Source organism: Streptomyces sp. PsTaAH-137, assembly GCF_003259365.1.
Taxonomy (GTDB): domain Bacteria; phylum Actinomycetota; class Actinomycetes; order Streptomycetales; family Streptomycetaceae; genus Streptomyces.
Window position 1 is genome coordinate 1 of record NZ_QLLY01000004.1, and the last position, 22679, is coordinate 22679.

A 22679-nucleotide genomic window follows, 5' to 3' on the forward strand; every position below is an offset into this window, starting at 1 on the left:
AGCGTCCTCGCTGTGCGCCTGCCAGTCAGTGACCGGCAGGACTTTTTCAAAGGAACCTCGTCCCAGCCTGATGGCCGGAGACGGGGTATCAACATATCTGGCGTTGATTTTTGGCACGCTGTTGAGTTCTCAAGGAACGGACGCTTCCTTTGTACTCACCCTCTCGGGCTTTCCTCCGGGCGCTTCCCTTCGGTATTTCGTGTTTCCGACTCTATCAGACCGTTTCACCGGCCGATTTCCTCGGGGTCTTGCTTCGCTTTCCGGCCTTTCGGCTTTCCGGCGAGTCCGACTCTATCAGATCCTTTCGGGCCTGATTCCCAGTCAGCGGGCTTGTCTTCCCGGCCTGTTGGGGCCGTTCCGACGAGTGAGACTTTAGCGGAATCCGGGCTCCCGAGCTAATCGGGGTCCGGGCTCTCCGGTCTTTCGAACGGAGATTCCTCATTTCGCAAAAGCGCACGCAAACAGTGTCACGACGACAGAGAGAAACCAGTCGTCGTGCGTTTGAGTGGGTCTTGCGGAATGGCTGCCCGGGGACCAACCGGAGTCGGCGCTCACGTCGGGCAACTCGGAGCACATTACGGATCGGCCCGGGGCGTGTCAACCCCATGCCCCGGGCCCGTGCGCGAGGCAGATGTCAGCTGTTGTTGCCGGAGGCCAGGGCGCGGCTGCGGTCGCGGGCCGCTTCGAGGGCGGCGATGAGGGCGGCGCGTACGCCGTGGTTCTCCAGCTCGCGGATCGCGTTGATGGTCGTACCGGCCGGGGACGTGACGTTCTCGCGGAGCTTGACCGGGTGTTCGCCGCTGTCCCTGAGCATCGTGGCCGCGCCGATCGCGGACTGGACGATGAGGTCGTGGGCCTTGTCGCGCGGGAGGCCCAGGAGGATGCCGGCGTCCGTCATGGCTTCGACCAGGTAGAAGAAGTAGGCCGGGCCCGAGCCGGAGAGGGCGGTGCAGGCGTCCTGCTGGTTCTCCGGGACGCGGAGGGTCTTGCCGACCGAACCGAAGATGTCCTCGGCGTGCGCCAGGTGGGCCTCGGTGGCGTGGGTGCCGGCGGAGATGACGGACATCGCCTCGTCGACGAGGGCCGGGGTGTTCGTCATGACGCGGACCACCGGGGTGCCCTCGGGGAGGCGTTCCTCGAAGTACGTGGTGGGGATGCCGGCCGCGCCGCTGATGATCAGACGGTCGGCCGGGACGTGGGGGGCCAGTTCGGCGAGGAGGGTGCCCATGTCCTGGGGCTTCACCGTCAGGATCAGGGTGTCGGCCTGCTTGGCGGCCTCCTGGTTGGTGACGGGGGTGACGCCGTGCCGGGTGCGCAGTTCCTCGGCGCGCTCCGGGCGGCGGGCGGTGACCAGGAGATCCTCCGGGGCCCAGCCGCCGCGGATCATTCCGCTGAGCAGGGCTTCACCGATCTTGCCTGTGCCGAGTACGGCGACCTTGTGGCTCATGGGCGTGGACCTCCCGTGGTGCGTGGCTTGCGTCGTCCCGTTCCGTGCATGGGGTCCTGGGCATCCTCGCATCGGGCGGGGCGGGGCCCTGCGGGTGTCCGGTGGGCGGACGCGGGTCAGGGGGTGCGGCGGCGCAGGGTGGCCGCGCCGACGACCAGGACCAGGACGGTGCAGCCGGCGACGATCAGGACGTCGCGGAGGTAGGTGGCGGTGGGGTCGGTGTGGCGCAGGACCTCGTTCATGCCGTCGACCGCGTAGGACATGGGGAGGACGTTCGAGATCGCCTTCAGTACCGGTTGCATGGTGTCCCTGGCGGTGAACAGGCCGCACAGGAGGAGCTGGGGGAAGATCACCGCCGGCAGGAACTGGACCGCCTGGAACTCGGAGGCCGCGAAGGCCGAGACGAAGAGGCCGAGGGCCGTGCCGAGCAGGGCGTCGAGCAGGGCCACCAGGAGGAGCAGCCAGGCCGAGCCGGTGACGTTCAGGTCGAGGACCCAGAGCGCGAGGCCCGTGGCCAGCGCCGACTGGACGACCGCGACGGTGCCGAACGCGAGGGCGTAGCCCGCGATCAGGTCGCCCTTGCCCAGGGGCATCGTGAGGAGGCGTTCGAGGGTGCCGGAGGTGCGTTCGCGCAGGGTCGCGATCGACGTCACCAGGAACATCGTGATCAGCGGGAAGATGCCGAGGAGCGAGGCGCCGATGGAGTCGAAGGTGCCGGGGCTGCCGTCGAACACGTAGCGCAGCAGGAGCAGCATCAGGCACGGGACCAGGAGCATCAGGGCGATGGTGCGGGGGTCGTGGCGGAGCTGGCGCAGGACCCGGGTCGCGGTGGCGGTGGTGCGGTGGATGTTCATGCCGCGTCCACCAGGTGCAGGAAGGCGTCCTCGACCGTGTCGGTGCCGGTCGTGGTGCGCAGGGCCTCGGGGCTGTCGTCGGCGAGGAGTTCGCCGTCGCGCAGCAGGAGGAGGCGGCCGCAGCGCTCGGCCTCGTCCATGACGTGGGAGGAGACGAGGAGGGTGGTGCCGTGGGTGCGGGTGAGGTCGTGGAAGAGGCGCCACAGGTCGCGGCGGAGGACCGGGTCGAGGCCGACCGTCGGTTCGTCCAGGACCAGGAGGTCGGGGGTGCCGAGGAGGGCCACCGCCAGGGAGACCCGGCTGAGCTGGCCGCCGGAGAGGGTGCCGGCGAGGGCGTGGGTGTGGGTGGTGAGGTCCACGGCGGCCAGGACGCGGTCGATCTCCGTGCGGCGGCGGTCCGCTGCCGCGCGGCCGGGGAGGAGGATCGCGGCGAAGTGGTCCAGGTTCTGGTGGACGGTCAGGTCGAGATAGACGGACGGCGCCTGGGTGACGTAGCCGATCCGTGAGCGCAGGCTCGGGTGGCCCGCCGGGCGGCCGAGGACCGTGAGGGTGCCGGTGACCTTGGCCTGGGTGCCGACGAGGGCGCGCAGCAGGGTCGACTTGCCGCAGCCGGACGGGCCGAGGAGGCCGGTGATCCGGCCGCGCGGGACGGTGAAGGCGAGGTCGCGCAGGACCCGGCGGGTGCCGCGGACGACGGAGAGGCCGGTGGCGTGGACCGCCGGCCCTCCCTCGGCATCGGAGGACGTTTTATTCATCACCTGATGAATATCTCGCTCGGGGCGGCCTCGGTCAAGGGCGGCGTACGACGGTGAGGTCCACGGCGTAGGCGTCCTCGACCGTGCCGTCGGGGAAGTCGCGCAGGAGGTGGGCGCGCTCGTCGTCCAGGACCGGCTTCGCGCGCTCGGGGCCCAGGACGACGAAGTACGAGCGGCTGGCGAGATGGGCCAGGTGCAGGTCGACGGGGATGCGGCGGGTCCAGTGCAGGCGGCGGAAGGCGGTGGTGGGGGCCGGGGTCAGGCCCAGGTCCGTGATGAGGCGGGGCGCGTCGGCGCTGACGCCGTGGCGGTGGTAGCCGGGCAGGCGGTCCTGGAGGCGGTGTTCCTGGGCGGCGGACCAGGCGACGTCCGGGTCGGGGACGTTCCACCACAGGGCGAGCGCGCCGCCGGGGCGCAGGACGCGCAGGGCCTCGGGGATCGAGCGGGCCGGGTCGGTCCAGTGCCAGGACTGGGCGTAGGTGACGAGGTCGGCGGTGGCGTCGGCGAACGGGAGGGCGTCGCCGTAGGCGCGGACCAGCGGGACGTCGGGGAGGGTCGTGCGGAACTGGGCGCCCATGCCGGGTCCCGGTTCCACGGCGATGACGTCGGCGCCCCGGTCGCGCAGCAGGGCCGTGGCGATGCCGGTGCCCGCGCCCACGTCGAGGACCCGTTTTCCGCGCAGGGAGGTGCCGGTCAGCTCCTCGACGGTGTCGAGGAGCGCGGGCGGATAGCTCGGGCGGGCCGTGGCGTACTGGGCGGCGACCCCGTCGAAGGAGAGCGCGAAGTCGGCGGCGGGGCGGGCGTCGAGCGGCGGTTCGTCTGTCATGGCGCCATCGTCGCGGGGCGCGGCGCCGGGTGTCAGGAGGCGGTCAGCTCTTGCGCTGTCTGCCGCCGGACTTCTTCTTCGACGGGTTGCCGGTGCGCCGCTTCGTGCGGCGCTCGTACTGGTCGCGCGCGGTCTCGTACTCGCGGCGCCGCAGCTTCTCGCCGGGGGCCTCGGTGACGCAGCGCAGGGCGTACGCGAGGAGGACGCCGACGAAGCCGATCGCGAGGAAGCCGCGCAGGGACGCCTGCTTCTCGGCGTCGGGGCGCTCGGAGAAGGCGCCCCAGGTGCGGCTGAAGCCGAGGGCGCTGCAGATCGCGAACGCGGCGACGAGCAGGACGTTCACGAACGAGCCCACGTCGGCCATGGCAAGGCCCTGGTAGGCGAAGCGCAGCACGAAGCAGCCGGCGACGGCCAGCACGAGGGCGCCGATGCCGACGCCTGCGCGGCGCAGCCCGTAGTGGCCGCTGTGGTCGGCCCAGGTCGTACCGAAGAAACGGATCTCCTCGGGGCGGGGGCCGGGGGTGTCCGCCATGGGGATGCTCGGGGTGGGGGTGCCGGTGTCGTCGCTCACGGTTCGATTATCACCGGGCCGGGCCGCGGGACGCGGGACCGGCCCGGTGCCGTCCGTCAGGAGCAGCGCCCTGCCACGTAACCGTCACTGCCCGTCTTCACGTAGGAGTCCGAGACGTACTGGCCGCCGCCGATGTTGTCCCAGATGTTCGTGGTGCCGTAGGTGCCGGTGACCCACTCGCCGGGCCGCTGGCAGGTGATCGGCACGCTGGCGCCGGCCGGCAGGGTGCGCAGCAGCTCGTACTGGGTGCCGGGGCCGCTGCGGACCTTGAGGCGGATGCCCGGGGCGACCGGGTAGCGGGTGGCCGTCGCCGCGACGCTCTCGATGCCGCTCTTGTCCGCTATGTCGGTGTTCTCAACAGCCATGTGTAACTCCCCCGTTGACGTCTGTGACGCGCGTCGCGCCGTGCGACGCGCGCAGGCTAGCAAGCCCCTGAGGCATCGCACGCACCATCGACTAGGCTCCGTGCGTCGCGCTTGCGGACTCGAATACACGGGGGTGGACGATGCCGCCGCTGCGCAGCACCGGACCCGGACCGGAAGCGGAGCGTCCGGGCTATGCCGGTCGCTACCGCCTGGAGGAATGCCTGGGAACGGGCGGCATGGGCGTGGTCCATCTGGCCACGTCCGCCTCCGGGCTGCGGCTCGCCGTCAAGATCGTGCACGCCCACTACGCGGCGGATCCGGAGTTCCGGGCCCGTTTCCGGCAGGAGGTCAGTGCCGCGCGCCGGGTCAGCGGCGCTTTCACCGCGCCGGTCGTGGACGCCGACCCGGGCGCCCGCCTGCCGTGGATGGCCACGCTGTTCATCCCCGGCGACACCCTCGCGGAGCGCGTGAAGCGGAACGGCGCGCTGGACGTCTCCGAGGTGCGCAGGCTAGGGGCCGGGCTCGCGGAGGCGCTGCACGACATCCATCGCGTCGGCGTGGTGCACCGCGACCTGAAGCCGAGCAATGTGCTGCTCGCCGCCGACGGCCCGAAGGTCATCGACTTCGGCATCTCGCGTCCCGTGGACAGTGAACTCCGTACGGAGACCGGCAAGTTGATCGGCTCACCGCCGTTCATGGCTCCGGAGCAGTTCCAGCGGCCGCGCGAAGTGGGCCCGGCCGCCGACGTGTTCGCCATGGGCGCCGTGCTGGCCCACGCGGCGAGCGGGCGCGGCCCCTTCGACTCGGACAGCCCGTACCTCGTCGCGTACCAGGTGGTGCACGACGAACCGGAGCTGTCCGGCGTCCCCGACGCGCTCGTGCCGCTGATCCGGCGCTGTCTGGCCAAGGACCCGGCCGAGCGGCCCTCCCCCGCCGAGATCATGGACGCCCTGCGTGAACTCCCGGAGGAGCCGGAGGCGGTGCCGCGCATACCGGCGCAGCGCGCGCCGGATGCGAGCGAGCGGGTCGCTTCCGGCGGCGCGCGGTTGTCGACGCGGAGCGGTCGGACGACGGACACCGGCACCGGTGCGGCGGCCGGGCGCGGGCGGCGGTCCCGGGTGGTCCTGGGCGCCTCCGTGGGCGTCCTGCTCGTCGGCGGTGTCGCGGCGCTGGCCACCGGCGCGCTGTCCCCGGGCGGTCAGGAGGGTCCGGCGCGGTCCGGGCTCACCGCCTCGGCCACCGCCTTCACGCCCTGGAGCGTCCGGCTCGACTCCTCGGGCGGCAATCCGCCCGCCTGCCTCGCGGGCGGGGGCGCGCTGTACTGCGTGACGGACGACGGCGTCGCCGCGCGGCTCGATCCGGCGGACGGCCGGGTCCTCTGGCGGTTCCGGGCGGGCGGGAAGCCGCAGGGGCCCAGCGCACTGTCCGGCGGGCTGCTGCACGTCGTCGCCGACGGCCGGCTGACGGCGCTCGATCCCCGTACCGGAAAGGCGCGCTGGACCCGCGGCACCGCGGGCCTGGACTCCGTCGAGCACTCCGCCGACACCACGCTGCTCGTCGCGCCGGACGGCACCGTGCGGGCTCTGGACAGCGCGACCGGGCGGCAGCGGTGGGCCCGGAGCGTCGGGGAGGCCGGGGCGCAGTGGATGGCCGGCGGCGCGGATACGTTCTTCAGGGCGACGCCGACGGCGGACGGCTCCGCGACCACGGTCGGCGCGGTCTCCGCGAAGGACGGGCGGGTGACGTGGTCGACCCGCGCGAGCGGCTATCTGCGCCCCGTCGCGGCCGGGGACGACGCGCTGCACCTGCTCTCCCTGGACCTGCGGCAGATGACCGACGCCGTGGTCCGGGTCGACACCGGTACGCACGCGGTGCACCGGGTCGCCATGCCGGTGCCGGTCGATCAGGCGCAGGCCGCCGAGAGCGGCGGGACGGTGTACGTGTACGCGGCCGGTGGCCTGGTGTACGCCGTCGACACCCGGCCGGGCACGGCGAAGGGGGAGGCGGTGCGCTGGCAGCGGGACACCTCGGTCAGCCGTCCCTCACGGCCGGTCGCGGCGGGCGGCAGCCTCTACTACACGGCGACCGACGGGCGGCTGATCGCCGCGTCCGCGCGCACCGGGGCGCCGCTCGCGCAGACGCGCCCGCGGCCCGCCCCGCGCTCCGACCGGCTGGTCGCCGAGCTGCCGGCGCCCGTGGTGATCGGCGGGAAGGTGTACGCGGGCGCGCCCGACGGCAGTGTCTTCGGGATGGACGGGAGCCACCCCGAAGACTGGTGAGGCGGTGCCTCGGCCGGTCAGCCCAGCTTGGACACGTCGCGGACCGCGCCCTTGTCGGCGCTGGTGGCCATCGCGGCGTACGCGCGCAGGGCCTGGGAGACCTTGCGCTCGCGGTTCTTCGGGGCGTAGACCCCGTCGAGGGCCGCGCGGCGGCCGGCCAGCTCCTCGTCCGCGACCAGCAGCTCGATGGTGCGGTTCGGGATGTCGATGCGGATGCGGTCGCCGTCCTCGACGAGCGCGATCGTGCCGCCCGCCGCCGCCTCGGGCGAGGCGTGGCCGATGGACAGGCCCGAGGTGCCGCCGGAGAAGCGGCCGTCGGTGACGAGCGCGCAGACCTTGCCCAGGCCGCGGCCCTTCAGGTACGAGGTCGGGTACAGCATCTCCTGCATGCCCGGGCCGCCCTTGGGGCCCTCGTAGCGGATGACGACGACGTCGCCTTCCTTGACCTGCTGGGTGAGGATCTTGCTGACGGCCTCCTCCTGCGACTCGCAGACGACGGCCGGGCCCTCGAAGGTCCAGATCGACTCGTCGACGCCGGCCGTCTTCACGACGCAGCCGTCCTCCGCCAGGTTGCCCTTGAGGACCGCGAGGCCGCCGTCCGCCGAGTAGGCATGGGCGACGTCACGGATGCAGCCGCCCGCCGCGTCCGTGTCCAGGGTGTCCCAGCGCTCGTACTGCGAGAACGCCTCGGCGGAGCGGACGCAGCCGGGGGCCGCGTGCCACAGGTCGAGGGCCTCCTCGGAGGTCGAGCCGCTGCGGACGTCCCAGGTGTCCAGCCACTCCTTGACGGAGGGGCTGTGGACCGTGTGCACGTCCTCGTTGAGCAGACCGCCCCGGTACAGCTCGCCGAGCAGGGCGGGGATGCCGCCGGCGCGGTGCACGTCCTCCATGTAGTACGTCTTCGAGCCCGCGACATTCGGCGCGACCTTGGCCAGGCAGGGGACGCGGCGCGAGACCGCGTTGATGTGGTCGAGGTTGTAGTCGACCTCGGCCTCCTGGGCTGCGGCCAGCAGGTGCAGGATCGTGTTCGTGGAGCCGCCCATGGCGATGTCGAGCGCCATGGCGTTCTCGAAGGCGGCGTGCGTGGCGATGTTGCGCGGGAGGACCGAGGCGTCGTCCTCGCCGTAGTAGCGCTTCGTCAGCTCGACGACCGTGGCGCCCGCGCGCTCGTACAGCGCCTTGCGGGCGGTGTGCGTGGCGAGCACCGACCCGTTGCCCGGGAGGCTCAGGCCGATGGCCTCGGTGAGGCAGTTCATCGAGTTGGCGGTGAACATGCCGGAACACGAGCCGCAGGTCGGACAGGCGTTCTCCTCGATACGGAGGATGTCCTCGTCGGAGATCTTGTCGTTGACCGCCTCCGACATCGCGTCGACCAGGTCGAGCGTGCGGACCGTGCCGTCGACCAGGGTGGCCCGGCCGGACTCCATCGGGCCGCCGGAGACGAAGACCGTCGGGATGTTGAGGCGGAGCGCCGCCATCAGCATGCCGGGGGTGATCTTGTCGCAGTTCGAGATGCAGACCAGCGCGTCCGCGCAGTGCGCCTCGACCATGTACTCGACCGAGTCGGCGATCAGGTCGCGCGAGGGCAGGCTGTAGAGCATGCCGCCGTGGCCCATCGCGATGCCGTCGTCGACCGCGATGGTGTTGAACTCGCGGGCGATGCCGCCCGCGGCCGTGATGGCGTCGCTCACGATGCGGCCGACCGGCGCCAGGTGCGTGTGGCCCGGCACGAACTCCGTGAACGAGTTGGCGACCGCGACGATCGGCTTCCGGCCGATGTCCGCACCGGGTACACCGGAGGCGCGCATAAGGGCGCGGGCGCCCGCCATGTTGCGGCCGTGGGTGACTGTGCGGGACCTCAGCTCGGGCATCGCCGCTCGCTCCTTCAGGTCGGGTCCGCGGGGGCGGACCGTCAGACAGAAAAGTCAGGCAGAAAGTCAAACAGAAAAGACTGGCTCACGAGCCTACGCCGCCGGTCTGTCATCCGGACCGGGTGTCCGGATGGCGGGACGGGCGTCTCACGGTTCCGGACCGGGCCCCGCGCCGCTACGGGCCTGTGAGGTGGCGCTGGACCACGGGCGCGAGCCGGGTGATGACGTCCTCGGCGTCGGCGGACGCCAGCGGTTCCGCCTTGATCACGTAGCGGAGCATCGCCGTGCCCACCAGCTGCGCGGCGGCCAGCGAGACCCGCAGCTCGGCCTCCCGCTCCGGCACGTCGAGGCGGCGGGCGAGCCGGGAGAGCAGCTGGGCCGCGATCAGGCGCCGGAAGACGGCGGCCGCGGTCTCGTTGTTGACGGCGGAGCGCACGATGGCGAGCAGCGGGGCCCGGGTGGCCGGGTTCTCCCAGACGCCGAAGATGAAACGGGTCAGCCGCTCGCCGACCGCGTCGAGCGGGCCGTCCTCCACCGCGGCGGGCGCTTGCAGCGCGGGGGCGAACGCCACCTCGATCGACGCGGCGAAGACCTGTTCCTTGGTGCCGAAGTAGTGGTGCACGAGCGCCGGATCGACGCCGGCCGCCTTCGCGATGCCGCGTACGGACGTCTTCTCGAAGCCCCGCTCGGCGAACTCCTCGCGGGCCGCGGCGAGGATCAGCTGCCGGGTGTCCGGGCCGCCCTCCGTGCGCGTACGGGACGGGCGTCCCCGGCGGCGCGCGGGTTCCGGGCGGGCGGGGTGTTCGGGGCGTTCGGGGTCCGTCATGGACGCGGCACCCGGACCGCGGAGGCCAGGTGCAGGCGGGTGAAGGCCAGGGCCTCGGCGAGGTCGGCCTCGCGCTCGGCGCTCGACATGGCCCGGCGGGTGTTGACCTCGATCACGACGTGGCCGTCGAAGCCGCCGGTCGCGAGGCGTTCGAGGAGTTCGGCGCAGGGCTGGGTGCCGCGGCCGGGGACCAGGTGCTCGTCCTTGTTCGACCCGTTGCCGTCCGCGAGGTGGACGTGGCCGAGGCGGTCGCCCATCCGGTCGATCATGTGCATGGCGTCGGTGCGGGCCGTCGCCGTGTGGCTGAGATCGACGGTGAAGTGACGGTAGTCGTCCTTCGTCACGTCCCAGTCGGGCGCGTACGCGAGCATCTCGCGGTCCCGGTAGCGCCACGGGTACATGTTCTCGACGGCGAACCTGACGTCCGTCTCGTCCGCCATCCGCCAGATGCCGCCGACGAAGTCGCGGGCGTACTGGCGCTGCCAGCGGAAGGGCGGGTGGACGACCACCGTCGAGGCGCCGAGGCGCTCGGCCGCGCTCTTCGCGCGCTGCAGCTTCGTCCAGGGGTCGGTGGACCAGACGCGCTGCGTGATCAGCAGACACGGGGCGTGGACGGCCAGGATCGGGATCCGGTGGTAGTCGCTGAGGCGGCGCAGGGCCTCGATGTCCTGGCTCACGGGGTCGGTCCAGACCATGACCTCTACGCCGTCGTAGCCCAGGCGTGCGGCGATCTCGAAGGCCGTCGCCGTGGACTCCGGATAGACCGAGGCCGTCGACAGGGCGACCTTCGCATCCGGGATGCGCACCACTGGTTCTGCCACGGGGACAGAGTACGGGCCTTCTCCTCGGGGTGGGGAGGCGGTCCTTTTCGGGGGTGGGGGTGGGTGGCTTGATGGTGGGGGCCCGTCGCCGGGGGTGCGGGGCGGGGCCGGGGTGCGGGCGCCGGGCCGGGGCTCGGGCCGGATGGGCGCTCGCCCCGCGCCGGGGGGCCGCCTTGCCCACCCTGCCGCCCTTGGCGGCAGATTGCCCAAGACGGCGGGGCGGGGTGTCAGGAGTGTGGGGGCATCTGGTCGAGGTGGCGGAGGATGACGCCCTCGCGCAGGGCCCAGGGGCAGATCTCCAGGGTCTCCACGCCGAAGAGGTCCATCGCGCCCTCGGCGACCAGGGCTCCGGCGAGGAGCTGGCCGGCGCGGCCCTCGGAGACGCCGGGGAGCTCCGAGCGCTCGGTCTCCGTCATGGAGGCGAGCCGCGGCACCCAGTCCTCCAGGGATCTGCGCTTCAACTCCCGCTGGACGTAGAGCCCGTCGGTGGAGCGGGCCGCCCCGGCGAGCCGGGCCAGCTGCTTGAACGTCTTGGACGTGGCGACGACGTGGTCCGGCGCCCCGAACCGGCTGAACTCCCCCACCGTGCGCGCGATCTGCGCCCGCACGTGCCGGCGCAGCGCCTTCACGTCGGCGGGGTCCGCCGGGTCGCCGGGCAGCCAGCCCGCCGTCAGCCGCCCGGCGCCGAGCGGCAGCGACACCGCGGCGTCCGGCTCCTCGTCCATCCCGTACGCGATTTCGAGCGAGCCGCCGCCGATGTCCAGGACGAGGAGTTTGCCCGCGGACCAGCCGAACCAGCGGCGGGCGGCGAGGAACGTGAGCCGCGCCTCCTCCGCGCCGGTGAGCACCCGCAGTTCGACGCCGGTCTCGTCCTTGACGCGGGCCAGGACCTCGTCCGCGTTGGTCGCCTCGCGCACCGCCGACGTGGCGAACGGCAGCAGGTCCTCGACACCCTTGTCCTCGGCGGCCTCCAGGGCGCCTCTGACCGTGCCGACGAGCCGCTCCACGCCGTCGGGGCCGATCGCCCCGCGGTCGTCGAGGAGTTGGGCGAGCCGCAGCTCGGCCTTGTGCGAGTGCGCGGGCAGCGGCCGGGCACCCGGGTGCGCGTCCACCACCAGCAGATGGACCGTATTCGAACCCACGTCGAGGACACCGAGTCTCATGTACGGAACGCTACTGCGCCCGTGACGTCCCCCGGCAGGGAAGGTCCGACCGAACCCCTCGGCGCGCTTACTCTGGAACGGTGCCAAAGACGAAAAAGGCCAAGGCCGACAAAAGCGGTAAGAGCGAAAAGAAGGCCAAGTCGGCACTGCTGAAGCAGGGCCAGGACTTGAAGCAGGACGAGAAGGCCATCGACTTTCCGCGCGCCTGGGTCGAGTTCCCCGATCCGGCCGACGACGAGCAGGTCTTCCGCTGTGATCTGACATGGCTGACCTCTCGTTGGTCGTGCATCTTCGGCAGTGGCTGCCAGGGCATCCAGGCGGGGCGCGCGGACGACGGCTGCTGCACGCTGGGCGCCCACTTCTCGGACGAGGACGACGAGAAGCGCGTGGCCGGGTTCGTGGACCGGCTCACGCCCGACATCTGGCAGCACCACGACGTCGGCACGGAGTCGGGCTGGGTGTCGAAGGACGAGGACGGCGAGCGGCAGACCCGCCCGTACAACGGCTCGTGCATCTTCCAGAACCGCCCGGGCTTCAAGGGCGGCGCGGGCTGCTCGCTGCACATCCTGGCTCTCAAGGAGGGCCGCGAGCCGCTGGAGACGAAGCCGGACGTGTGCTGGCAGCTGCCGGTCCGGCGGACCTACGAGTGGATCGACCGGCCGGACGACACGCGTGTGCTCCAGGTCTCGATCGGTGAGTACGACCGGCGCGGCTGGGGTCCGGGCGGCCACGACCTGCACTGGTGGTGCACGTCGGCGACCTCGGCGCACGGCGCCGGTGACCCGGTGTACGTCTCCTACCGCCCGGAGCTGACCGAGCTGATGGGCCCCGAGGGGTACGCGAAGCTGGTCGAGCTGTGCGAGGAGCGGCTGGCCGCCCTGCCCAAGGGGCTGCCCCTGCTCGCCCCGCACCCGGCGGACCCCGCCGCCTCCTGACCCCGCGGCCCGTCACGGCTCCGGCCCTCAGGGGGACTGCGGCGGCGCCGTCGGGTCCCCCGGGCCCGGGCTCGCCGTGTCGGACGCGGTGGGCTCGGGCTCGCTGGTCGCCGGGTCGCTCGGTGTCGGAGTGGGGTCCGGGTCGGTGGTGCCCGGGTCGCTGGGCGTCGGTGTGGGGTCCGGCTCGGACGGCGACGACGAGCCGCCGCCGTGATGTCCGCCGCCGTGGCCGGGGTGGTGGTGGCCGCCGCCCGGACCGCGTCCGTAGCCGTCGAGGGAGATGACCGCGCCGGACGGATCGACGGCGATGCGCGCGCTCCAGTGCCCGGCCGGCTCGCGGTCGTGATCCACGTACACCCGGATCGTGCTGGACTCGCCGGGCTTCAGCGTGCCCGACGTCTGGCTCAGCCAGAGCCAGGAGGCGCCGGTGGACGCCGACCAGTGCACGGGGCCGCTGCCGGACGCCGTCAGCGTGATGAGCGTCGCGCCGCCGCTGGGCTGGGCCGTCACGGTGAGCCGGCCGGGGCCCGAACTCGCGCGCGTGGGCGGCGAGATCACTTCCACGGAGACGTCGGGCGAGCGGCTGCCCGCGGTGAAGCGGGGGTCGGGCGTCGTACTGGCGTTGCCCGCGTTCTCGTAGCCGAATCCCGTGCCGTCGGCGCGCTCGCCGTCCAGGCCGTCCGGTCCCTCGGCCTCGCTGGCGCTGACCGACCGGCCGTCGTTGCCCTCGCCGGTCAGCGGTGCGCCGCGGTAGGCGGCCCACAGGGCGAAGACGGGGGCCGCGACGACCGTGGCGACGACCGTCGTCGTGAGGGCACGCGCGCGAAGGCGGTCGCGGCGGGCCGCGCGGTCCTTGGGGTCCATCGGGAAGCCGCGCCGGTCGAAGCGCGGGGCCCGCAGGTGCGCGCCGTGGGCGGCGTGCATCGCGTGGTGCAGGGCCGCGCGGGGGGCCTCGGCGAGGGGCAGCGCGGCGGGGGTGACCGAGGTGCCGGGCCAGGCGCCGGGGACGGCGCGCTCGGCGGTGCGGCGGCAGCGCGGGCAGTCGTCCACGTGGCGCACCAGCTCGCGGCGGAGCGCGCTGGACAGCAGCAGCTGATTGTCCCCGGTGAGGCGGTTGACGCTGGGGCAGGTGCCCGTCTCGACGACGGCGAGCGCGGCGCGGGTCCGCTCGACCTCGCAGGCGGCGACGGAGAGCAGCTCGCGCGTGGCGCCCGGATCGGTGCCGAGCACGGCGGCGACCTCGGCGGCGGACAGCTGGTGGCGCACCGCGAGCTCCAGCGCCTCGCGCTGCTCGGGGCTGGTGCCGGCCGCCTCCGGCCAGGCGAGCAGCGCGAGCTGGCGGCGGCGCTCCTCCTGGAGGAGGCCGTCCTGCGGCGCCTCCGGGGCACTCTTGGTGTCCGGGGCGGAGCCGGCCGCGTGCGCCCGCTGCCTGCGGCGCTTGGCCTCCGTCAGGCGGTGCAGACAGGACCAGCGGGCCAGCGCGTACAGCCACGCCCTGCGGTCGCTCTCCGCGTCGGGCCCGCGTGAGCCGCGCCGCTCGGCGAGGGCGAGGGCGTCCCCGAGGGCGGCGATCGCCTCGTCGTGGTCGCAGAGCACGGAGAGGCAGTAGGTGAACAGGCCGTCCAGACACGGCTCGTAGCGCGCGGGCGGGCGCTGCGGGGCGGTGCGCGGCACCGGCCGCCTCGCCCCGGCGCGGTGCGCCCGGTGTGCGCCGGTCGGGTGTGTCGGGGTTTCCGGCCTGCTGCTTGTCACCTGTGCGACCGTAGGCGGCGGGTAGGGCCCCTTCCGCCCCCTTGAGCACATTTAATCCTTACGGGTGAAACGATCCCTCAAAAGAGGACAGGAACCCCGCATTCGAGGCTGATGCCGTGGCCAGCACGGCTACGCGGGGCGACCGTCGGCAGGTGGCCCGGAGGGACTGTCAGTGCCGCCCGCTACGGTTTCGCCCATGGCCACGCGTACCAAATCCGCGAACAGCGGCAAGCAACGACCGTCGTACCGCTGCACCGAGTGCGGCTGGCAGACGGTCAAGTGGCTGGGCCGCTGCGGCGAGTGCCAGGCCTGGGGGACGATCGAGGAGTACGGCGCCCCGGCGGTGCGCACGACCGCGCCCGGCCGCGTCACGACCTCCGCGCTGCCCATCGGCGAGGTGGACGGCCGGCAGGCCACGGCCCGCACCACCGGTGTGCCCGAGCTGGACCGGGTGCTCGGCGGCGGTCTGGTGCCCGGCGCGGTGGTGCTGCTCGCGGGCGAGCCCGGCGTCGGCAAGTCCACGCTGCTGCTCGACGTCGCCGCGAAGTCGGCGAGCGAGCAGCACAAGACGCTCTACGTGACGGGTGAGGAGTCGGCGTCCCAGGTGCGGCTGCGGGCGGACCGCATCCACGCCATCGACGACCATCTGTACCTGGCGGCCGAGACGGACCTGTCCGCCGTCCTCGGCCATCTGGACGCGGTGCAGCCGTCGCTGCTGGTCCTGGACTCCGTACAGACGGTGGCCTCGCCGGAGATCGACGGCGCGCCGGGCGGCATGGCGCAGGTCCGCGAGGTGGCCGGGGCGCTGATCCGTGCCTCCAAGGAGCGCGGCATGTCCACGCTCCTGGTGGGCCATGTCACCAAGGAGGGCACCATCGCGGGCCCGCGCCTCCTGGAGCACCTGGTCGACGTGGTGCTGAACTTCGAGGGCGACCGGCACGCGCGCCTGCGCCTGGTCCGCGGTGTGAAGAACCGGTACGGGACGACGGACGAGGTCGGCTGCTTCGAGCTGCACGACGAGGGCATCACGGGCCTGGCCGACCCGAGCGGCCTGTTCCTGACCCGGCGCGACGAGCCGGTGCCGGGCACCTGCCTCACGGTCACCCTGGAGGGCCGCCGCCCGCTGGTCGCCGAGGTGCAGGCGCTCACCGTCGACTCGCAGATCCCCTCGCCCCGGCGCACCACATCGGGCCTGGAGACCTCCCGCGTCTCGATGATGCTGGCGGTGCTCGAACAGCGGGGCAAGATCAGCGCCTTGGGCAAAAGGGACATCTATTCCGCGACGGTCGGCGGCGTGAAGCTCACCGAGCCCGCCGCGGACCTCGCGATCGCGCTGGCGCTGGCCTCCGCGGCGAGCGACACCCCGCTGCCCAAGAATCTCGTGGCGATCGGAGAAGTGGGCCTGGCGGGCGAGGTCAGAAGGGTCACGGGCGTGCAGCGCCGGCTGGCCGAGGCGCACCGGCTGGGCTTCACCCATGCCCTCGTCCCGGGCGATCCGGGCAAGGTCCCGGCCGGTATGAAGGTCCTGGAAGTCGCCGATATAGGGGACGCGCTGCGGGTGCTGCCGAAGAGCCGTCGGCGAGAGGCCCCACGGGAGACGGAGGACCGCCGGTAGACTTTGCCCAGGTCTCGCCCGTGCGTACGAACACGACGGACGAAGGCGAAGAACCCCAGGGCACCCCAAAAGCCTGCGATCCGGAGGAGTGCAGTGGCAGCCAACGACCGGGCGACAGCTCCCGGCAAGTCCGGCGGGAGTTCCGGTGCGGACACTCTGATGCGCGCCTCGCTGAGCGCCGTGGCGCCCGGTACGGCCCTGCGCGACGGTCTGGAGCGCATCCTCCGCGGCAACACCGGCGGTCTCATCGTCCTCGGCTCCGACCGGACCGTGGAGTCGATGTGCACCGGCGGTTTCGTCCTGGACGTGGAGTTCTCGGCCACGCGCCTGCGCGAGCTGTGCAAGCTCGACGGCGGCATCGTGGTCTCCTCCGACCTCAGCAAGATCCTGCGCGCCGGTGTGCAGCTGGTGCCGGACCCGACGATCCCCACCGAGGAGACCGGCACCCGGCACCGCACCGCCGACCGCGTCAGCAAGCAGGTCGGCTTCCCGGTGGTCTCCGTGTCCCAGTCGATGCGGCTGATCGCGCTGTACGTGGACGGGCAGCGCCGCGTCCTGGAGGACTCGGCGGCGATCCTGTCCCGGGCCAACCAGGCGCTCGCGACCCTGGAGCGCTACAAGCTGCGGCTCGACGAGGTGGCGGGCACGCTCTCCGCCCTGGAGATCGAGGACCTGGTCACGGTCCGGGACGTCACCGCGGTCGCCCAGCGCCTGGAGATGGTGCGCCGGATCGCCACGGAGATCGCCGAGTACGTGGTGGAGCTGGGCACCGACGGGCGGCTTCTCGCCCTCCAGCTCGACGAGTTGATCGCGGGCGTCGAGCCCGAGCGCGAGCTCGTCGTACGGGACTATGTGCCCGAGCCGACCGCCAAGCGCTCCCGCACGGTCGACGAGGCGCTCTCCGAGCTGGACTCGCTGCACCACGGCGAGCTGCTCGAACTGCCCATCGTGGCGCGGGCGCTGGGGTACACGGGGTCGCCGGAGGCGCTGGACTCGGCGGTCTCGCCGCGCGGTTTCCGGCTCCTCGCGAAGGTGCCGCGGCTGCCCGGGGCCATCATCGACCGTCTCGTGGAGCACTTCGGCGGGCTGCAGAAGCTGCTCGCCGCCAGCGTCGACGACCTCCAGACCGTGGACGGGGTCGGGGAGGCGCGGGCCCGCAGTGTGCGGGAGGGGCTTTCGCGGCTTGCGGAGTCTTCGATTCTGGAGCGGTACGTGTAGCTCCGCCGGTTTGGCGGGTGGCGTGGTCCCCGGGGTCTTTGGGGGTGCGGGGCGCCTTTGGGGTTCGTCGTCGGCTTCCCGTTGTGGTGGGTTGCTCGCGCAGTTCCCCGCGCCCCTGACGGGGCGCTCGTCCTCGGCGCTAGTCCGCCTTGAGGACGAATGAGGTTTGGGTGCCCGTGAGTTGGGGGGCCTTTGCCTCTACCAGGTAGGTGCCCGGGGTGGCCGCGCCCGCCGGCGGGGTCGCGCACCGGGGGGCGCTCGGCCGGCGGTCCCAGGTGAGGGTGTGGGTGACCTTGCCGCCCGCCGGGACGCGCAGCAGGAGGCCCGCGGCGTTGTCGGACGGGCAGTCCTTCGACGACCAGAACTCCTTGTCGCCGTCCGCCTTGGTGATCGTCACGACCGCCGTGCGCGGGCCCAGATCGACCTTGCAGGACGTGTCCGTGGAGTTCTTCGCGGCCAGCTCGATGCGCGGCTTCTCCCCGGGCGCGTACGAGTTGTGGAGGCTGCGCACCGAGAGGGTCACCCCGCCCGCCGTGCAGTCGGGCAGCTTGGACCCTGCCGGGACCTGGTCGCCCGACGCCGTACCGCCGCCGCTGCCCGCGCCGTCGCCGCCGCCGGCCGAGTCGTCCGAGCCGCCGGTGCCGTCCGAACCGCCACCGCTCCCGTCGCCCGAGCCGTCGCCGGAGCCGCTGCCCGCGTCGCCGCCGGAGCCGCCCGATGTGTCGCGCCCGCCGGGATGTTGGCTGATCGCGGGGCCGGAGCCGGAGGGGCCGGGCGTGATGGACTGCGTCGGGTGCTTGCCGTTCGCACCCCCCGCGCCGTTGTTCCCGCCCCCGCCGCCCAAGTTGACGATCCAGACGATCAGCAGCGCGAGCAACGCCACAACGGACACCAGAACGCCCCTCCGGCGCCAGTAGATGGAGGAGGGAAGCGGCCCGATCGGATTGCGCAGAGATCCCACGGCTCAAACCTTACGAGAGATCGGGCGGTTGTCCGGTGTCCACCCGCCGCACCGGACAGCAAGTTTTCAGGATCATCATCATGCCCCCGTCTCGCGCGGACACACGGCGACCCCTGTCTTTCGTCAGGTGCGGGCGGTGACCGTCGCCGGAAGTGCCACTCACCTTGTATTGCATACTGTCCGGCACCATGGGAACCATTGACTCCGATCTCTATCGCGACATCCTGCAGTTCGCCCACGACACTCCGTCGTGGTTCCAGCACCTGATGGAGGTGTGGACCGAACTGGGGCTGCTGCTCTTCGCCGTGCTCTTCGTCGTCGCCTGGTGGCGGGCGCGGCGCGGCGATCCGCGGGCCCTCGCCGTCGCGGTGCTCGCCCCCCTGGGCACCGCCGTGGCGTACGTGATCAGCGAGGTGGCCAAGTCGGGGATCGACGAGGACCGGCCGTGCCGGGCGGTGAGCGGAGCGCTGGCGCCGCTGATCGACTGCCCCGCCTACGGAGACTGGTCGTTCCCGTCCAATCACTCCACCATCGCCGCCGCGGCGGCCGTGGGGCTCGCGCTGGCCTGGCCGAAGATCGGCTGGCTGACGGTGCCGATGGCGATCATGATGGCGTTCTCCCGGGTCTTCGTGGGCGTGCACTACCCGCACGACGTCGCGGTGGGCCTGCTCCTCGGCACCTTCGTCGCCGTCCTCTTCTCCCGGCTGTGCGCACCGGCGGCGGCGCGGCTCGTCGGCACGATGCGGGGGTCGCGGAACGGTCTGGTGCTGTGGTTCGCCGGTCCGGGCCCGGCCACCCGCGCGGCGCGGCCCGGCACGGCGCCGCGACGCGGGGCACATCGCCGCTGATCCCCGAACACCCGGCACGAAGCGGGCCTGCTGACGTGATGTCACCTCACGTGAGCAGGCCCGCTTCGTATGCCGCCGTCGTGCGGTCCCGCGTCGAGCACCGGCAGGCACAGCGCCACCCAGAGCGAGAGGTCCACGAGCACGGCGACCCGGCGTCGACGGTTCACTCGGTCGACGGTACAAGCGCGGCCGTCCGCACCGCCCCTGTCGATCGTCAGGTATCCACCTGTACCGTCCGCCGCCCCTCCTCTCCCCGAGCCGCCCGGTAACAAAGCGCGGCCCCCGGGTGACGGCGGCGGCGCCGTCCGTCCCGGGGTGCCCTCCACCCGTGGCAGGATCGGCAGTGCCATGACTGCGCCCACGAAGACTCCCGAGAACGCACCCGCCGAGCGGACCGATCTCCACGAACCGGTCATCGACTGGTTCGACGAGCACGCCCGTGACCTGCCCTGGCGTCGCCCAGAGGCCGGCCCGTGGGGCGTGATGGTCAGCGAGTTCATGCTGCAGCAGACCCCGGTGAGCCGGGTCCTGCCGGTCTACGAACAGTGGCTCGCCCGCTGGCCGCGCCCCGCCGACCTCGCCGAGGACGCCCCCGGCGAAGCCGTCCGTGCCTGGGGCCGGCTCGGCTACCCGCGCCGCGCCTTGCGGCTGCACGGCGCGGCCGTCGCCATAACGGAACGGCACGGCGGCGACGTACCGACCGGTCACGCCCAGCTGCTCGCTCTGCCGGGCATCGGGGAGTACACGGCCGCCGCGGTCGCCTCGTTCGCGTACGGGCAGCGGCACGCGGTGCTCGACACCAACGTGCGGCGGGTGTTCGCCCGCGCCGTGGCGGGCGTGCAGTTCCCGCCGAACGCGACCACCGCCGCCGAGCGGAAGCTGGCCCGGACCCTGCTGCCGGAGCAGGAGGACACTGCCGCCAAGTGGGCCGCCGCCTCGATGGAGCTGGGCGCCCTCGTGTGCACCGCGAAGGGCGAGGAGTGCCACCGGTGCCCGATCGCCGCGCTGTGCGCGTGGCGGCTCGCCGGGAAGCCCGCGCACGAGGGGCCGCCGCGGCGCGGACAGACGTACGCGGGGACGGACCGTCAGGTGCGGGGCAAGCTGCTCGCCGTGTTGCGGGACGCGGTCGCTCCGGTTCCGCAGGCGGCGCTGGACCGGGTCTGGGACGATCCGGTGCAGCGGGCCCGGGCGCTGGACGGCCTGGTCGGCGATGGTCTGGTGGAGCCGCTCGCGGGCGGTCTGTACCGGCTTCCGGCCGGCTGAGACCTGCGCCGACGGCCGGAGACATTCAGCCGATTCTCAGCTCCGTTACAGAACCGACGGACAGCCGTGCGTTCGTCGAAGGCTGGAACGGACAGTGCCGTGACAACGCCTCCGTAGCTTCTTCTCAACACCGCACACGACCAGTGCGGACCACGGGGAGCAAGCGGGATCGGGAGGCGGTTCATCATGGCGCACGGCGGTGAGGTGCTCGAGTTCGAGGAGTACGTCCGGACGCGGCAGGACGCTCTGCTGCGCAGCGCCCGGCGTCTGGTGCCGGACCCCGTCGACGCCCAGGACCTGCTGCAGACGGCGCTCGTGCGGACGTACGGGCGGTGGGACGGCATAGCGGACAAGCGCCTGGCCGACGCCTATCTGCGCCGCGTCATGATCAATACGCGGACCGAGTGGTGGCGGGCCCGGAAGCTGGAGGAGGTCCCGACCGAGCAGCTTCCGGAGTCGACGATCGACGACTCCACCGAGCAGCACGCGGACCGTGCCCTGTTGATGGACGTCATGAAGGTGCTGGCTCCGAAGCAGCGCAGTGTCGTGGTGCTGCGACACTGGGAGCAGATGTCCACAGAGGAGACGGCCGCCGCCCTCGGAATGTCGGCCGGAACCGTGAAGAGCACGCTGCACCGGGCCCTGGCCCGGCTCCGCGAAGAGCTGGAGAACCGGGACCGGGAGGAACTGGTGGCGGGCGCGCTCGACCGTCGTGAGGAGCGGGAGCGTTGCGCGGCCTAGGCACACGTGCCTCTGGGACGGGGTTCCGCGGAGCCCTGAGCAGGATCCTGCACCGAGTCCTTCGAGGGACCCTTCGGGCAGGCAAGGCGGGGAGTCCGGTACTGGCCGGGCTCGCCGCCCTCGGGCTTTTCGCCGGGGCGCTCGCGGCCTGCTCGGCGGGCGGCACCGGCGCCCGTGACGAGGGGCCCGCCCGGACCGACCCGGTCGGCTCGACCGCGCCGGCCGCCACGGTGAGCCCCGAGCCGGACGAGGCCGCCGCACCCCCCTCCCCGTCCCCGACCCCCGCGTCGGTGAACGCGGTGCGGCTGGTGAAGGACGACCCGAAGGTCAGCGCCGACATCAAGCGCGACCTGAAGCCGTGCGTGGCCAAGGAGTACCCGGTCGACGTGAGCTACGGGAACCTGACCGGCGGTACGTCGAACGACATCGTGGTGAACGTGATGACCTGCGGCGATGCCGTGGGCATCGGCACGTACGTGTATCGCGACGACGACGGCACGTACAAGAATGTCTTCCAGGCCGAGGAACCCCCGGTGTACGCGGAGATCGACCGAGGTGATCTCGTGGTCACCAAGCAGGTGTACGAGAAGGGCGACTCCGTCTCCTCTCCGTCGGGCGAGGAGATCCTCACCTACCGCTGGAGCGGCGGCCGCTTCACCGAGGTGGAGCGCACGCACAACGACTACAGCCACGCGGTGGACGGGGAGTCGGCGTCGCCCGCGCCGGAGGACGGCTGACGCGGCCGGCGGGACGGCTCGGACGGTACGGGAACGGAAGGGACAGCAGCACATGGCGGAGCGCAGGGGCGAGCAGACCCACGTCCTGTTCGTCGAGGACGACGACGTCATCCGCGAGGCCACCCAGCTCGCCCTGGAGCGGGACGGTTTCGTGGTCACCGCGATGCCGGACGGGCTGGCGGGCCTGGAGGCGTTCCGCGCGGACCGGCCCGACATCGCGCTGCTCGACGTGATGGTGCCGGGGCTCGACGGGGTCTCGCTGTGCCGCCGGATCCGCGACGAGTCGACCGTCCCGGTGATCATGCTCTCCGCGCGCGCGGACTCCATCGACGTCGTGCTCGGCCTGGAGGCGGGGGCGGACGACTACGTGACCAAGCCGTTCGACGGGGCGGTGCTCGTGGCCCGGATCCGGGCCGTGCTGCGCCGCTTCGGGCACGCGGGCGGTCCGGCGGCGGGCGGCTCCGGCGGCGCGGAGACGGCGGACGCCGGTCCCGGTGCCGTGCTGCACTTCGGCGATCTGGAGATCGACACGGAGGGCATGGAGGTCACCAAGGGCGGTACGCAGGTGGCGCTGACGCCGACCGAGATGCGGCTGCTCCTGGAGTTTTCCTCGGCGCCCGGCACGGTCCTGTCCCGCGACAAGCTGCTAGAGCGCGTGTGGGACTACGGCTGGGGCGGGGACACCCGCGTCGTCGACGTCCATGTGCAGCGGCTGCGCACCAAGATCGGCCAGGACCGGATCGAGACGGTCCGCGGCTTCGGCTACAAGTTGAAGGCCTGAGCCGGCTCGACGGCACGGGCCGGGCACGGCCTGGTGGAACGGGATGGGAC

Annotated in this window: 22 protein-coding genes; 9 read left to right on the plus strand and 13 right to left on the minus strand. The window is 72.6% G+C overall.

Features of this window, described 5'->3' with window-relative positions:
* Positions 1-634 precede the first annotated feature (634 nt).
* The 6 genes from proC to K377_RS09015 all read right to left on the minus strand — a co-directional run bounded on the left by proC (position 635) and on the right by K377_RS09015 (position 4818).
* Positions 635-1447, minus strand: coding sequence for a pyrroline-5-carboxylate reductase (gene proC / locus K377_RS08990; protein WP_111662698.1), 813 nt, complete (start codon positions 1445-1447; stop codon positions 635-637).
* A gap of 116 nt (positions 1448-1563) precedes the next feature.
* The gene (locus K377_RS08995; RefSeq protein WP_111662699.1) at positions 1564-2301 is read right to left on the minus strand and encodes an ABC transporter permease; all 738 of its coding nucleotides are present in this window, start codon (positions 2299-2301) and stop codon (positions 1564-1566) included.
* Positions 2298-3056 (minus strand): ABC transporter ATP-binding protein, encoded by a 759-nt coding sequence (locus tag K377_RS09000; protein ID WP_111662700.1) that lies wholly within the window; start codon positions 3054-3056, stop codon positions 2298-2300. The genes K377_RS08995 and K377_RS09000 overlap by 4 nt, the downstream gene beginning before the upstream one ends.
* 34 nt (positions 3057-3090) lie before the next feature.
* Entirely contained in the window at positions 3091-3882 is a 792-nt protein-coding gene (locus K377_RS09005; RefSeq protein ID WP_111662701.1) for a class I SAM-dependent methyltransferase, read from the minus strand.
* A gap of 43 nt (positions 3883-3925) precedes the next feature.
* Positions 3926-4453: a tripartite tricarboxylate transporter TctB family protein gene (locus K377_RS09010; RefSeq protein ID WP_111662702.1), complete on the minus strand. Its 528-nt coding sequence runs from the start codon at positions 4451-4453 to the stop codon at positions 3926-3928.
* Between the two features lie 56 nt (positions 4454-4509).
* A complete protein-coding gene (locus tag K377_RS09015; protein WP_111662703.1) occupies positions 4510-4818 on the minus strand; it encodes an SH3 domain-containing protein in 309 nt (102 codons plus the stop codon).
* Between the two features lie 140 nt (positions 4819-4958).
* Here K377_RS09015 and K377_RS09020 point away from each other — a divergent pair, with 140 nt between their 5' ends.
* Positions 4959-7097, plus strand: a complete 2139-nt coding sequence (locus K377_RS09020; protein WP_111662704.1) for a serine/threonine-protein kinase — start codon at positions 4959-4961, stop codon at positions 7095-7097.
* 17 nt (positions 7098-7114) lie between these two features.
* Here K377_RS09020 and ilvD read toward each other — a convergent pair whose 3' ends face one another.
* The 4 genes from ilvD to K377_RS09040 all read right to left on the minus strand — a co-directional run bounded on the left by ilvD (position 7115) and on the right by K377_RS09040 (position 11778).
* Entirely contained in the window at positions 7115-8968 is a 1854-nt protein-coding gene (ilvD, locus tag K377_RS09025; protein WP_111662705.1) for a dihydroxy-acid dehydratase, read from the minus strand.
* A gap of 175 nt (positions 8969-9143) precedes the next feature.
* Positions 9144-9794, minus strand: coding sequence for a TetR family transcriptional regulator (locus K377_RS09030; RefSeq protein ID WP_111662706.1), 651 nt, complete (start codon positions 9792-9794; stop codon positions 9144-9146).
* Positions 9791-10615: a sugar phosphate isomerase/epimerase gene (locus K377_RS09035; RefSeq protein WP_111662707.1), complete on the minus strand. Its 825-nt coding sequence runs from the start codon at positions 10613-10615 to the stop codon at positions 9791-9793. Before K377_RS09035 ends, K377_RS09030 begins: the two co-directional genes overlap by 4 nt.
* 227 nt (positions 10616-10842) lie before the next feature.
* On the minus strand, positions 10843-11778 hold the full coding sequence (locus K377_RS09040; RefSeq protein WP_111662708.1) for a Ppx/GppA phosphatase family protein: 936 nt from the start codon (positions 11776-11778) through the stop codon (positions 10843-10845).
* 80 nt (positions 11779-11858) lie between these two features.
* On the opposite strand from K377_RS09040, the gene K377_RS09045 reads away from it, so the two are divergent.
* Positions 11859-12713: a hypothetical protein gene (locus tag K377_RS09045; RefSeq protein ID WP_111662709.1), complete on the plus strand. Its 855-nt coding sequence runs from the start codon at positions 11859-11861 to the stop codon at positions 12711-12713.
* Between the two features lie 27 nt (positions 12714-12740).
* Here the strand turns inward: K377_RS09045 and K377_RS09050 are convergent, their stop codons facing one another.
* Entirely contained in the window at positions 12741-14465 is a 1725-nt protein-coding gene (locus K377_RS09050; RefSeq protein WP_111662710.1) for a hypothetical protein, read from the minus strand.
* A 196-nt stretch (positions 14466-14661) separates the two neighbouring features.
* Here K377_RS09050 and radA point away from each other — a divergent pair, with 196 nt between their 5' ends.
* Both radA and disA read left to right on the plus strand, forming a co-directional pair.
* Entirely contained in the window at positions 14662-16080 is a 1419-nt protein-coding gene (radA, locus tag K377_RS09055; protein WP_111662711.1) for a DNA repair protein RadA, read from the plus strand.
* A gap of 93 nt (positions 16081-16173) precedes the next feature.
* A complete protein-coding gene (gene disA, locus K377_RS09060) occupies positions 16174-17298 on the plus strand; it encodes a DNA integrity scanning diadenylate cyclase DisA (RefSeq protein ID WP_111662712.1) in 1125 nt (374 codons plus the stop codon).
* Positions 17299-17437: 139 nt separating this feature from the next.
* On the opposite strand, the gene K377_RS09065 is transcribed toward disA, so the two are convergent.
* A complete protein-coding gene (locus tag K377_RS09065; protein ID WP_111662713.1) occupies positions 17438-18259 on the minus strand; it encodes a hypothetical protein in 822 nt (273 codons plus the stop codon).
* Between the two features lie 188 nt (positions 18260-18447).
* On the opposite strand from K377_RS09065, the gene K377_RS09070 reads away from it, so the two are divergent.
* The gene (locus K377_RS09070) at positions 18448-19107 is read left to right on the plus strand and encodes a phosphatase PAP2 family protein (protein WP_181512515.1); all 660 of its coding nucleotides are present in this window, start codon (positions 18448-18450) and stop codon (positions 19105-19107) included.
* 41 nt (positions 19108-19148) lie between these two features.
* Here the strand turns inward: K377_RS09070 and K377_RS42200 are convergent, their stop codons facing one another.
* Positions 19149-19274: a hypothetical protein gene (locus tag K377_RS42200; protein ID WP_258395002.1), complete on the minus strand. Its 126-nt coding sequence runs from the start codon at positions 19272-19274 to the stop codon at positions 19149-19151.
* A gap of 181 nt (positions 19275-19455) precedes the next feature.
* On the opposite strand from K377_RS42200, the gene K377_RS09075 reads away from it, so the two are divergent.
* The 4 genes from K377_RS09075 to cseB all read left to right on the plus strand — a co-directional run bounded on the left by K377_RS09075 (position 19456) and on the right by cseB (position 22629).
* Positions 19456-20370, plus strand: coding sequence for an A/G-specific adenine glycosylase (locus tag K377_RS09075; protein ID WP_111662714.1), 915 nt, complete (start codon positions 19456-19458; stop codon positions 20368-20370).
* 186 nt (positions 20371-20556) lie between these two features.
* Positions 20557-21111, plus strand: coding sequence for a SigE family RNA polymerase sigma factor (locus K377_RS09080; protein WP_111662715.1), 555 nt, complete (start codon positions 20557-20559; stop codon positions 21109-21111).
* A gap of 47 nt (positions 21112-21158) precedes the next feature.
* Positions 21159-21848 carry a hypothetical protein gene (locus K377_RS09085; protein ID WP_375605920.1) on the plus strand — a complete coding sequence of 230 codons (690 nt, stop codon included), beginning with the start codon at positions 21159-21161 and terminating at the stop codon, positions 21846-21848.
* Between the two features lie 52 nt (positions 21849-21900).
* Positions 21901-22629, plus strand: a complete 729-nt coding sequence (gene cseB, locus K377_RS09090; RefSeq protein WP_111662716.1) for a two-component system response regulator CseB — start codon at positions 21901-21903, stop codon at positions 22627-22629.
* Positions 22630-22679: the final 50 nt, after the last annotated feature.